The sequence below is a fragment of the Agarivorans sp. QJM3NY_25 genome (assembly GCF_050870875.2).
GTDB lineage: Bacteria > Pseudomonadota > Gammaproteobacteria > Enterobacterales > Celerinatantimonadaceae > Agarivorans.
Genome location: NZ_CP194041.2, coordinates 4,783,145 through 4,795,385, shown reverse-complemented (window position 1 = coordinate 4,795,385; position 12,241 = coordinate 4,783,145). Strand labels below are relative to the sequence as shown.

Here is a 12,241-nt window from a genome sequence, read left to right as displayed (position 1 = left end):
CGGTTTGCGGTTCCTTTGCTAAGCTAAATGAGAGAGCTTAGCTTAGCGAGGATGTGGTGCGGATCTTATTGATTCTGTTATGTTGCTGGTGGTCGGTGTCGCTGGGGGCGGTGCATTCAATTAATATTGCGACTGGTGAATGGACTAATTACGCCCATCGTGACGGCACGGGCTATTATTTTAGCTTATTACAACGAATTTTTCCGGATACATCGATATCCCCTCATTTTGTGCCTTTCCCTCGTAGCATTGCTTTATTAGATCATCAGCTTGTTGATATTGCTTTCGGTGGTTCCAGTGATGATTTTTCATCGGCCTATTGTTCTCTGTATGCGGTTGAAGTCGATCGAGTTGATATGCTGACAACATCACAATTTGCAGGCTCTTATCAAAGCAATCAGGACTTAGTGGGTAAAAAAGTGATCTCTCGTTTGGGTTACAATTGGGGGGAGCTATTACCTCGCGGGGTTATTTATCGAGAGTATTCTAATTTAGTTCAGATGCTAAATTTACTTAATTTGGGCCGAGTGGATGCCGTGATCGAGTATCGAGAAGACATAGAACTGCTATTGACCAAAATGCCAAAGCCTTCAAATTTTATTTTTATTGATAGTGTGTTAGAGAATAATTCTCAGTTTTGTTTTGTCGCGAATGAAAAAGGGCGTGACTTACTAAAACTTTTTGATTTAGGCATGAGTCAGTTGATAGCCAATGGAGAATTACGACAATTGATGATAGAGCTGCTCGGCAGTGATGAGAACTACCCTTACTAAGCTCGCTACACAAAGCCTTCACTTTGCATTACACTGCTCAACCTTTGAGCCAATCTGAGTACTTCTGAAATGCAGGGCCACTTATCAAAAATGCGCGGCGTATTGGCCGAGCAGATACAATATTATTTGCCGTTAGGCGAACAAGAATTACACCTAAATCCCCTGATTGGTAAGCCTCTCGCGTTTGAATTCACTGGGAAAATTCAGTGTCGAAATTGCGGAAAGGGCACTAAGAAGAGTTACTCGCAAGGCCACTGTTTTGTATGTATGCGTAAATTGGCCAGCTGTGACATGTGCATTATGAAGCCGGAAACTTGTCACTATGCTGCAGGGACTTGCCGTGAGCCGGAGTGGGGCGAAAATAATTGTATGATCCCGCACTATGTTTATTTAGCCAATACCTCTGGGCTGAAGGTGGGAATTACTCGGCATAATCAAATTCCCACACGTTGGATCGATCAAGGTGCGACTCAGGCTTTGGCTATTTTCCAAGTGGCGACTCGCCAGTTATCAGGTTTAGTGGAAGTTGAATTAGCCAAATTAGTGGCCGATAAAACCAATTGGCGTACGATGTTGAAAGGAAACGCGAGTCGATTAGACTTGTTTGCCGAACGAGAGCGTTTATTACCGCAGATTAGCAACGTTCTTAGCGACTTGGCCGAGCGTTATGGACTCGATTCAATCACCGCCTTGAATGACCAGCCGATGACGGAGTTAAGTTATCCGGTTGAACAATTCCCGAGTAAAATAAGCAGTTTTAACTTAGATAAAAATCCATTAGTTACAGGAATATTACAAGGAATTAAAGGTCAGTATTTAATCTTTAACAATGGCGTGATAAATATAAGAAAGTATAGTTCTTATGAAATTAAGCTTCTCGATGGCATTTAAGCTTGTCGAGAAGCGAAGGAATACAAGGTAGAGTGATGCGTATTCGTCATTGGCAGCAAAGGGTTTCTTGGCTACTGATCCTGTCAGTTTTTGCCTTTGCCTTCGTCTGGGGCGAACACCAAGTCGAGAAACTCAACCCGCATCATTCCGAGCATCACTGCCCGCTATGTTTTCACCTTGGCCAATTATCGACAGCGATTTGTTGTAGCGCTCTATTTATCGCCTTTGCGGTGGTTGGCATTGCTTATCAAACGGTAAACTATCGTTATACTTGGCTGCATACTCTACGCGCAATTGCGCGCGCGCCACCTGTTCCATGGTACTAATTTAATTACATTTATTTTTAGTTAACCATGGATATATACAATGAAATTAAGATCTGTTTTGTTAGCAGGCTTTGGCCTGTTGAGTGGCGTGACGTATGCGCAATCTGCCCACCAGCACGGTGTTGCGGAACTATTTTTTGCTGCCGGTGATGAAGAATTGGCGATTGAAATTCATTCGCCTGCGGATAATTTATTAGGTTTTGAGCACGCCCCTGTCACAGCGGCGGAACAACAGGCTTTAGCTGCGGCTAAGCTGCAAATTGAAAATGCTCCGCAGCTGTTCAGTTTTAATGGCGGCGACTGCGAATTAGAAAGCTTGAGTCAAGAGTGGGGGGCTTTGCAGCAAAGTGATCACGAGCACGAGCATGAAGCGGCAGATCATGATCATGAGCACGAACATGAAGCGGCGGATCATGAGCATGAACACGAGCATGAAGCAGCAGATCATGAGCACGAACATGAAGCAGCGGATCATGAGCATGACCACGAACACAGTGGTCATCAGGATGTGACTTTCAGTTATCATTTTCACTGTCACCAGTTATCGGAGTTGCAAAGCTTTAATTTGCACTGGTTTGAGCGCTTCCCTCGGATGCAAAAAATTCTGGTTCAAGGCGCTAGCGATCGCGGTCAAATTGCGATTGAGGTGACTGCAGAGCAACACAAGGTAGCCCTATAAGATGCCTGAATCTGCTTCTCTATTGTGTTTAGATGAGGTGGTATTTGCTTGGCCGGGTGAGACTCACCCGGCTATCCATATTCCCCATTTAAGCATTGCGCCTGCGAGTCATACCTTTATTCATGGGCCTAGCGGCTGTGGGAAATCGACCCTGCTGAGTTTGATTGCTGGGGTGATTAGCCCTCAACAAGGCCAGTTGCGATTTATGGGGCAAGACTGCGATAGCCTCAGTTCTGCGGGTCGAGATCAATTACGAGCTGATCATATCGGTTATGTGTTTCAGCAGTTCAATTTGTTGCCTTACTTATCAGTTTTGGAAAACGTAGCCTTAGCCTGCCAGTTTTCGAAGTTGCGCAAACAGCGCGCTTTAAGCCGTTCTTCCAGCGTTATCGAAGAAGCACGACGCTTATTGTCCCATCTGCAATTGCCCGACAAACAATTACATCAAGCGGTGGGGCAATTGAGTATCGGTCAGCAGCAACGGGTGGCAGCGGCACGAGCGATGATTGGTTCACCAGCCTTAATCATTGCCGATGAACCCACCTCGGCGCTTGATAAAGTGAATCGAGAACATTTCATGAACTTGTTGATGGCTGAGTTAGAGCACTGTGATAGCAGCCTGTTATTGGTGAGTCATGATCATGATTTAGCGCAGCGTTTTACTCAAGTCGTTGACTTGCCTGCGGTTAATTTAGGAGGTCGACATGAGTCTGCTTAATTTAGCTTGGCATAGCCTTTGGGCGAGGCGTGGGACGGTATTGCTGAGCTTGCTCACCATTGCCTTAAGTGTGGCCCTGTTGCTGGGGGTAGAGAATTTACGAACTCAGGCCAAGTCCAGCTTTGCATCGACCATCTCTGGCACCGACTTGATCGTGGGTGCTCGCAGTGGCCCCACCCAATTGTTGTTGTATTCGGTATTTCGTATTGGTAATGCTACCAATAATATATCTTGGCAAAGTTACTTAGATATCCAACAAAATGCCTCAGTCAAGTGGGCGATCCCCATCTCCCTGGGGGATTCCCACCGGGGCTATCGCGTGATGGGCACCAGTAATAGTTTTTTTGAACACTATCAATATGCCAATAAGCAAGCCTTGAAATTTAAGCAAGGCGGTGAATTGAGCAATACTTATGATGTGGTATTAGGGGCCGAGGTTGCTAGAAAGCTGGGGTATCGGCTGGGGGATAAAATTGTCGTCGCGCATGGCATTGCCGCGGTGAGTTTTGTGAATCACGAGCAATTTCCTTTTGTGGTGAGTGGCATTTTACAAGCCACGGGGACGCCAGTCGATCGCACCGTGATTACTTCTTTGGCTGGCATCGAAGCGATCCATTTGCCCGCGCAAAAACAGCCTTTTACCAAGCAACAACTAACGCCTTCCAGTATTACTGCGATGATGCTCGGCACCAAATCCAAGTTGCAAATATTTAGTCTGCAACGGCAAATTAATCAGTCGAAACAAGAGGCTTTACTCGCGATCTTGCCCGGTGTGGCTTTGCAAGAGTTATGGGGTATTTTAAGCATCGCCGAGACGGCCTTACTTGCGGTCTCGATTTGTGTGGTGATCACTGGCTTAATGAGCATGTTAACCACCTTGATGGTTAGTCTAAAAGAGCGCCGCCGTGAAATGGCGATCTTACGCTCGGTGGGCGCGAAGCCAAGGCATATTTTCACCTTATTATTGATCGAAGCGCTGTTACTGAGTGTGCTGGGGTCCTTGCTGGGTTTGGTAAGTATGTATGGATTATTAGCGCTGGCGAAGCCGATTTTACTCAATCAGTTTGGCTTTTATATGGTACTCAGCTGGCCGACTTTACAACAAGCTTACTTGTTGCTGCTAGTGATGGGAGTTGGTTTTATCGCTGGGCTGTTACCGGCATGGCGCGCTTATCGTTATTCACTCAGCGATGGCATGAGTATTAAAATTTAGTCAGGAGCAACAACATGAGAATATACCATTGGCTTATTGCTGGCCTGTTATTGAGTAGCGCTGCGTATGGCGAAGACATTGATGTCTGGGAGCAATTAATCCCCGAGAGTGAGCGACAAGCTGCTCCCGCAGCGATTGATCATAATGCGCCTTTAGATCAGCCGATTCAGCAGAACTTAAACGTGAGTGTGAATAAGGCCTTGGATGGCAAAACGCTGCGTATTCCAGGATTTATTGTGCCTTTAGAGAGTGATGGTGAGTTGATCAAGGCATTCTTATTGGTGCCTTATTTCGGCGCTTGTTTACATTATCCACCACCACCACCGAACCAGATTGTTTATGTCACTTACAAGCAAGGAGTGCAGCTGGAAGATATCTGGGATCCGGTGTGGGTCGAAGGTACCATTCATACCAAAATTCAGGATGTAGAAGGGGTGGCCACGGTCGGTTATTCGATCAGTGAGCCGCAATCGATAGTGCTGTATAGCGACTAATCTAAAACGATACCTAAGGCGATGTAAGGCACGATATAAAAGGCGATGATGGCGACTTTATAGAGTGCCAAGCCTAGGTAGTGAAAACGGTCAAATTTTTCGACACTAAGCTTAAACCACTTGGCATGCAGCTGATAAGTCCAATCGTGGGCGAGGGTTAAAAAAGCAAACCAATAAATAAGTACTGCGATGTTGATCACTGCACCCCAGCCGAGGGCACTACGTATGAGCGTTAGTTCCATTGTTCGTCCTGTCCGTTGACCCTGTTATTAATTTAATCAGCACTTTCAGGAAGTGCAAGCTTATAACAAATCCTTTTATGAACAGTTGCTTTAGCTCGCTTCAAAGGAAGACCAGAGTTTTTAGTTATTTTTCAATATTAACAAAGAGTTAATATGATAAGCATTGGCCTTCATTGATTCACTTTTGGTTTCAATCGAAGGATGCATTAAACCATCGAATGAATGTGGTCGATAGCTGGAGTGACTATGGTTCTACCATGAAGTCTTGTTCATAGAACAATTTCTGTTGTGCAAATACCACTACTTGCCATGGTCCCAGACTGAATGAGTCAAAGCGTTTACTGGCCTTGGTGCGCCAACGCTGTCCGCCAATGGCCAAGTTTACCGTGGCTTGCAATTGCTGCTGGTGATACCAGCGTACCTCAAGCGTTTGCCCTTGCATATTCAAGAGCTCCAGAAATAAGAAGATTTGTTGCTGCTGGGCCAGCGAGACGCCTTGCACTTGATCGATGGGCTCGCGAGCGCGGATGCCGCTGGTGAGTTGGCCGCGTTTGACTCGCACATCGACAGTCTGAGGGCTGGGTATTGGTACCTGGCTTGGACTCAGGTTTGCGTTAGCCATCGTTGGTGCAGACGGTGGGTTTGTCGGCTTGTGGCTTGGCGCTTGCTTTGCTTGCAGCGCTAAATCTGCGGTCTCGCTCGCTGGAGCCTCTGGCAAGGGGGGCATTAGTCCTGTTGCAGCAGACGGTTTGTCGGTTGCTCGCTGGCTGGTGCTTGGCTCTGGTGTTACAACGACTGGCAGAGCTGCGGCTTGCTGATGATTTAACTCGGTAAGGCTGACTGGGTTATCTGAATTTAATTTGAGTTGTGGTGAGACGCTTTCGACCTGAACCGACGCTTGTGGCGCGGATTCGGATGTTCGCTCAGTGAGGCTTGCTGCTGCGCTAACCTGCTGACTATTGGCTGAGGATAGTGGTGTGGCCGCTGACTTGAGATCTTGCTGGCTACCTTCTTGGTTTGGCCTTTGAATGAGTGCCGTGCTCGCCGCTCCGGCATGCGCCTCGGCCGCACGAGGCCAATATCGATAAATCAGCGTGCATATCAGTAGCAGCAGTGCCACCAGTACCACGAAGGCGGCGAATATCTTACGTAAATCGAAGGGCGGTTTGGGGGTCAGGACCTTGTGAGCTTGATTTTGAGCTGGCGTAGCCGAAGCGCCAATACTGATGGTGATACTGACTTGTTCTGTCATCGTTGAGAAGAGCCTCTTGCTCGTGGTATTTCGCCAGCTAATTCTACCTTGTAATGCTTTAGGTCGCTATTGATTGGCTCGCGGACTGTGTGATTAATAGCATGATTTTTGGCCTTAAGTGCAGGGCTTATGGATGCTTGGCCGCAGATCAATTGCGCTAAGGCCCAGCCATTAGGGATGACGGAGATATGCATTGAAGGACCAAATGTACCATGAAAAAAATATTCAGCTGACTGATGGGCTTAGGCCTGAACGCCTGTGCAAGTTTAAACCCTGCTCAACTTCTCTTACTGGCAACCGGTAGCGGGCACTTAGCAACTCAAAATTTGCGGGATGTAAGTGAGAGTGAAACCGAGGACTCTCGTACTTGGTGACGAGTTGCCAGTATGGTATTGACCGTTTAGGCGATGAATGGGTGACGCCCAATAAAGTTGATTATTTGGCGCGCAGCATTAGCCAACAATTGCCTGATAGCAAACAGTTAACCGTGACTCATTTTGTCACTTATCTAAATATGCAATATTGGCTCCGAGCGGGAAATATATTTCGCGGTCCGGTTTGGGAGTTGGTGGAATGTGATGAAAATACCGATGAATTTGTCAATTACACGCAAGCCGAGAACCCACAGCGGCAGCCGATTATTATCGGAACGCTTAAGGGGAATATTGACGGTGTCAGTTTTTCACAGCGAATGCTCGCTTTTCCTGAATGTCCCGATGGCGGCGATACTTGTGTTGGCTGGGATGCGCGCGCGTATGCGGTTAAAAAAGTCGTGCTGGGTTTAACTCACTCGGTTATTGAGGCGCATAAGCAGCAAGTCTCGTTGACGCCATAAGCCTAGATGCTGATGTTTGTTTTGAATGGCTGAGGGCTCAATTTCGTCTCAGCTGGAGCATGGAACTTTGCACGAAAAACTATCTTTGTTAAATATAATTTACATTTAATCTATTTCATGGCAGTTTGTACCTATATATTGAATGAATATTGAACGGGGTGCGCGGTGGGTGCGAATCAAAAACAAGCTTTAATCGGAGTAATTTGTTGCCATAAACAACAGGACGCCTATCAAATACAAAGCGTCAATGAGTTTTATCTAAATGCCTTAGCCGCGTATGGCGCGGGTGCAATTTTACTGCCCCATCATTTAAGTGCGTCGGCCTTAAATCGCGTGCTGAGTCAACTGGATGGGGTGTTGCTTACTGGTAGCCACTCTAATGTTGATCCGCAACTCTATGCGGCCAGCCATCATGAGCCAAGGCTCGACCCGGGGCGCGATCGTTTAGCCTTTGCTATTGTTGACTACTCTCGGCAGCAGGGCTTGCCAGTGTTTGGTATTTGTCGTGGCTTCCAAGAAATGAATGTTGCGCTGGGGGGAAGTTTGCATCACCAGGTCTACCTGCGGGAAGGGGCAATTGAGCATCGCGAGCCAGAAACTAAAGACTTCGCAGTGAAATATGCCAGCCAGCATCCCCTCAAATTAAATCCACAAGGTAAGCTGGCGCAATGGCTCGATACTGAGCAAATTGAGGTGAATTCTTTACATAATCAAGGTATTGACCAATTAGCCGAGGGTTTGCAGTTGGAGGCGATTGCTGAAGACGGTCTGATTGAAGCCTATTGCTTAACTGAGCATCCGTTTTTTTATGCGGTGCAATGGCATCCCGAGTGGCAAGCGGCACAAAACCCCTTGTCGCAGGTTCTATTTAGTCAGTTCGTCGCGGCAGCAGAACGGCATCAGCAAGCCTGATTTAAGGAGATCCTATGCAACAACATACCGATTCTTACTATGCAGCAACGGCGAATCATTCGCGCCAATTTGCTCAGTTACAGCGGGATATTCGCTGTGACGTTTGCATCATTGGTGCTGGATTTAGTGGCTTGTCTTCGGCCCTGCATCTTGCTGAGAAAGGCTTCCATGTGGTGGTGCTAGAAGCTGCTCGGGTCGGCTTTGGCGCGACTGGCCGTAATGGCGGACAAATTGTTAATAGTTATAGCCGCGATGTGGATGTCATTGAACAGCGCTATGATCAAAAAACCGCTCAGGCTCTGAATGAGATGATTTTTGAAGGCGGCGAAATTATTCGTTCCCGTATTCAGGACTACCAAATTGCCTGTGATTATCAACAAGGTGGGGTATTCGCGGCCTATAATGCCAAGCAATTGAGAGGCTTAATTGAACAAAAAGCCAATTGGGAACGCTTTGGTAACCATCAACTGGAACTCCTAGATAAAGCGCAGTTAGCTCAGGTGGTGGGGACCGAGGCCTATGTGGGCGGTTTATTAGACAGGAAGGGCGGGCATATTCATCCTTTGAATCTTGCCTTAGGTGAGGCTGAAGCCCTATTAAGTTTGGGCGGTGAAATATACGAGCAGTCGCCAGTAATATCTTATCAAAGGGGTGAAGTTACTAAGGTGTTGACCACACATGGCAGCGTGAGTGCCAATTATCTGTTATTTGCGGGCAATGCTTACCTCGGGGAATTAGAGCCTAAACTCAGTGATAAGGCGATCCGGTGTGGCACTCAGGTGGTGGCGACTGAACCGCTGAGTGAAGCGCAGTGTCAGCAATTACTACCGCAAAATTACTGCGTGGAAGACTGCAATTATTTGTTGGATTATTATCGGCTGACCGCCGACCGACGCTTATTGTTTGGTGGCGGTGTGGTATATGGTGCCAAGCCTTTGGCCTCTATCGAGCGGCAAATTCGGCCCAAGTTTGAAGCTTTATTTCCGCAGTTGCACGGGCTTAAAATTGACTATGCGTGGACCGGTAACTTCTTACTGACCTATTCACGGATGCCACAATTTGGTCGCTTAGACAGCAATATTTATTATCTACAGGGTTACAGTGGCCATGGCCTGAGTTGTACCCACTTAGCGGGTAAACTATTGGCAGAAGTGTTGAGCGAACAAGCGCAGCGTTTTGATGTGTTCGCCTCGCTGAGCCACTACCGTTTTCCTGGTGGACGTCATTTACAGGTACCGTTTACCGCCTTGGGCGCGGTTTACTATAATCTGCGTGACAAATTAGGGATCTAAGCGTGGTTAGCCTGCACTGTTTTCTTGGCGGTCGTCACTTATTGGTGAAGGCTGCCGTTTACTGCCTTCGCCAGGGTTTACTATCATCTGCGAGAAAATTAGGGATTTAAGCGTGGTTAGCCACGTTAGTTGCCGAGTTTGAGCTAAGTTTGGTTTGTCCGGGGTGGCGCAACCGAGTCTCGTTTGACGAGGGTTGGTACGTACTTGTGTAAGTCTGCGACATTCTCGCCATTGGCCAACGCTAGCGACATTTCGGCCGCTTCCATTGCCATCATCTCGATCGGATAGCGCATGGTAGTAAGCTTGGGGCGTAGATAGCGGGACAGTAAGACATCATCGAAACCAATCACCGATATATCCTCGGGGACTCGATAGCCGTTATCGCATAATACGCTGATCACGCCCGAAGCCATCGCATCGTTATAGACGATCACGGCGCTCAAATCTAAACCACGAGCTAACAGGTTCTGAGCGGCGATTTCACCGCCAATTTCATTGGGTTCTGCCGTGGCAATTGCATGCTCTGCTAAGGGCGTGTTGCTTTCGGCAAGAATACTTTTTACCCCTTCAAGACGAAGTCGAGGATCTTCAATATCGTAGTTACTGCTGATACAGGCGATATTGCGATGACCCAAAGACAATAAATGACGTGCCGCAGCTTCACCGCCAGCCTGATTGTCTAACCAGACACAGCGATGGGCAATTTCTGGAATGAATCGGTTAATCAGTACCATTGCGGGAATAGCGTTGGCGTAGTCGATGAGCGTTTGGTTACTCAAGGCCTTGGCATGAACCACCAATGCTTGGCAACGCTGTTCTAAAAGCGTTTCGATGGCCTGCTTCTCGGTCTCGGCACTGACTAAACCATTGCTGATCAACAGTTGGATGTTATGGTTACGGGTGATTTTTTCTACGCCACCAGCCAAGGTAGCAAAAAATGGATCGGTTAATTCACTAAAGACCAAACCTAGTGTGGGGTTGGTTTGGGTGACTAGCGCTCGGGCATTGGCATTGGGTCGATAGCCTAATTCGAGCATCACTTTTTTTACTAACTCACGATTTTTGGCGCTCACCTTGGGTCCATTGTTGACCACCCGTGAAACCGTGGCAACAGAAACACCGGCTGCGGCGGCGACGTCTTTAATAGTGGCCATTTGTACTCCAAAAATAACTGAATAACGAAGGCTGCTCTTCGTTACAAAGCATCGCCAAATACCAAATATAAGTCGTAGCTGCTCATATTTGCGGTCAATTTAGCAAATTATTCTTTTTAGTGGAAACGTTTTCCCAATAGTTCGCGATCAGGATCTGCAATTCACTCGCGGGTGTGTCGATTTAGTGAACCATTTTTATTATTGTATATCTTAATTAAGGTCGGTGTAGGATGTGTGACCCGCACCACTTCGATTCAGATTGATCGAGTAAACTGCGCAGGATGGTCGATTTATCTTTCTTGAAGACGTTTGCTATTGCTGGCTCAGCATTGCTGATTGTAAATGCAATCCATACTTGCCGAACGGCTAAGTTGGGCTTAAAGTAACGCTTGATCATCAGAGCAAATAGGAGTGCTGAGTGAGCGTATCAAGAGTCTTTCCCGCTACCCGGATGCGTCGTCTTCGACGCCATGAATTTTCCCGCCGTTTAGTGGCAGAAAATCAACTAACGGTTGATGATTTGATTTACCCGATGTTTGTTATCGAGGGTGAAAATCAAACCGAGGCGGTGGCGTCGATGCCCGGCGTACAGCGATTTACGATTGATTTATTATTAAAAGAGGCCGAGCAGCTGGTGGCTCTGGGGGTGCCGATGGTAGCACTATTTCCGGTGATGCCACTGGCGCAGAAGTCGCTGCTGGCGGAGCAGGCTTATGCCGAAGATGGCATAGCGCAACGAGCGATTGTCGCCTTGAAGGCGGCCTTTCCCGAGCTGGGAGTGATGGTCGATGTGGCGCTTGATCCGTTTACCACTCATGGCCAAGACGGGATCATTGATTCGCAGGGCTATGTGCAAAATGACATTACCACTGAAGTTTTAGTCAAGCAGGCGCTTTCCCACGCCGCCGCGGGGGCTGATGTGGTGGCACCTTCGGATATGATGGATGGACGAATTGGGGCAATCCGCGAAGCCTTGGAAGAAGCGGGTTACCACAACACCATGATCATGGCTTATTCTGCTAAATATGCCTCGGGTTACTATGGCCCGTTCCGCGATGCACTCGGTAGCGCCAGCAACTTAAAAGGTGGTAATAAGAAGACCTATCAAATGGATCCCGCCAATACTCAGGAAGCCTTGCACGAAGTGGCGCTGGATATCGAGGAAGGTGCCGACATGGTGATAGTGAAGCCGGGCATGCCCTATCTTGATGTGGTGCGTCAGGTGAAGGATACTTTTTCGCTGCCCACCTTTGCTTATCAGGTGAGTGGTGAATACGCCATGCATAAGGCTGCTTTTGCCAATGGCTGGTTGGAGGAGCGTCCAGTGGTTTTGGAATCTTTGCTGGCCTTTAAGCGCGCTGGTGCCGATGGTATTTTGACTTATTTTGCCAAAGATGTGGCCCAATGGTTAGCCGAATAGGCTGCCGCAGCCCAGCTTTTACCTTGGGCAAAGCTGGGTA

14 protein-coding genes are annotated in these 12,241 nt (G+C 47.6%); 11 read left to right on the top strand and 3 right to left on the bottom strand.

The genetic code is table 11. The features are described 5' to 3' along the window. The first annotated feature begins 56 nt into the window (after positions 1-56). The 7 genes from ACRRSW_RS21975 (at position 57) to ACRRSW_RS21945 (ending at position 5,094) form a co-directional block, all read left to right on the top strand. Entirely contained in the window at positions 57-773 is a 717-nt protein-coding gene (locus ACRRSW_RS21975) for a substrate-binding periplasmic protein (protein WP_432460467.1), read from the top strand. A 69-nt stretch (positions 774-842) separates the two neighbouring features. Beyond that, on the top strand, positions 843-1,664 hold the full coding sequence (locus ACRRSW_RS21970; protein ID WP_432455427.1) for a DUF2797 domain-containing protein: 822 nt from the start codon (positions 843-845) through the stop codon (positions 1,662-1,664). Positions 1,665-1,699: 35 nt separating this feature from the next. Further along, on the top strand, positions 1,700-1,990 hold the full coding sequence (locus ACRRSW_RS21965) for a hypothetical protein (protein ID WP_432460466.1): 291 nt from the start codon (positions 1,700-1,702) through the stop codon (positions 1,988-1,990). A 40-nt stretch (positions 1,991-2,030) separates the two neighbouring features. Beyond that, positions 2,031-2,669: a ZrgA family zinc uptake protein gene (locus tag ACRRSW_RS21960; RefSeq protein WP_432460465.1), complete on the top strand. Its 639-nt coding sequence runs from the start codon at positions 2,031-2,033 to the stop codon at positions 2,667-2,669. A gap of 1 nt (position 2,670) precedes the next feature. Beyond that, positions 2,671-3,387, top strand: a complete 717-nt coding sequence (locus ACRRSW_RS21955; protein ID WP_432455430.1) for an ABC transporter ATP-binding protein — start codon at positions 2,671-2,673, stop codon at positions 3,385-3,387. Beyond that, positions 3,374-4,600, top strand: coding sequence for an ABC transporter permease (locus tag ACRRSW_RS21950; protein WP_432455431.1), 1,227 nt, complete (start codon positions 3,374-3,376; stop codon positions 4,598-4,600). The genes ACRRSW_RS21955 and ACRRSW_RS21950 overlap by 14 nt, the downstream gene beginning before the upstream one ends. 14 nt (positions 4,601-4,614) lie before the next feature. Further along, positions 4,615-5,094, top strand: coding sequence for a DUF3299 domain-containing protein (locus tag ACRRSW_RS21945; protein WP_432460464.1), 480 nt, complete (start codon positions 4,615-4,617; stop codon positions 5,092-5,094). On the opposite strand, the gene ACRRSW_RS21940 is transcribed toward ACRRSW_RS21945, so the two are convergent. Continuing rightward, on the bottom strand, positions 5,091-5,336 hold the full coding sequence (locus ACRRSW_RS21940) for a DUF6868 family protein (RefSeq protein WP_432460463.1): 246 nt from the start codon (positions 5,334-5,336) through the stop codon (positions 5,091-5,093). The two genes, ACRRSW_RS21945 and ACRRSW_RS21940, sit on opposite strands and share 4 nt — an antisense overlap. A 244-nt stretch (positions 5,337-5,580) precedes the next feature. Then, positions 5,581-6,588, bottom strand: a complete 1,008-nt coding sequence (locus tag ACRRSW_RS21935; protein WP_432460462.1) for a DUF2914 domain-containing protein — start codon at positions 6,586-6,588, stop codon at positions 5,581-5,583. 367 nt (positions 6,589-6,955) lie between these two features. Here ACRRSW_RS21935 and ACRRSW_RS21930 point away from each other — a divergent pair, with 367 nt between their 5' ends. The 3 genes from ACRRSW_RS21930 (at position 6,956) to ACRRSW_RS21920 (ending at position 9,627) form a co-directional block, all read left to right on the top strand. Continuing rightward, on the top strand, positions 6,956-7,423 hold the full coding sequence (locus ACRRSW_RS21930) for a hypothetical protein (RefSeq protein ID WP_439037767.1): 468 nt from the start codon (positions 6,956-6,958) through the stop codon (positions 7,421-7,423). Between the two features lie 165 nt (positions 7,424-7,588). Then, positions 7,589-8,335 carry a gamma-glutamyl-gamma-aminobutyrate hydrolase family protein gene (locus tag ACRRSW_RS21925; protein WP_432460460.1) on the top strand — a complete coding sequence of 249 codons (747 nt, stop codon included), beginning with the start codon at positions 7,589-7,591 and terminating at the stop codon, positions 8,333-8,335. Between the two features lie 14 nt (positions 8,336-8,349). Continuing rightward, entirely contained in the window at positions 8,350-9,627 is a 1,278-nt protein-coding gene (locus ACRRSW_RS21920) for an NAD(P)/FAD-dependent oxidoreductase (RefSeq protein WP_432460459.1), read from the top strand. Between the two features lie 143 nt (positions 9,628-9,770). Here the strand turns inward: ACRRSW_RS21920 and ACRRSW_RS21915 are convergent, their stop codons facing one another. Then, positions 9,771-10,781 carry a substrate-binding domain-containing protein gene (locus ACRRSW_RS21915; protein ID WP_432455438.1) on the bottom strand — a complete coding sequence of 337 codons (1,011 nt, stop codon included), beginning with the start codon at positions 10,779-10,781 and terminating at the stop codon, positions 9,771-9,773. Positions 10,782-11,232: 451 nt separating this feature from the next. On the opposite strand from ACRRSW_RS21915, the gene hemB reads away from it, so the two are divergent. Next, a complete protein-coding gene (gene hemB / locus ACRRSW_RS21910) occupies positions 11,233-12,201 on the top strand; it encodes a porphobilinogen synthase (RefSeq protein WP_439022904.1) in 969 nt (322 codons plus the stop codon). Positions 12,202-12,241 lie beyond the last annotated feature (40 nt).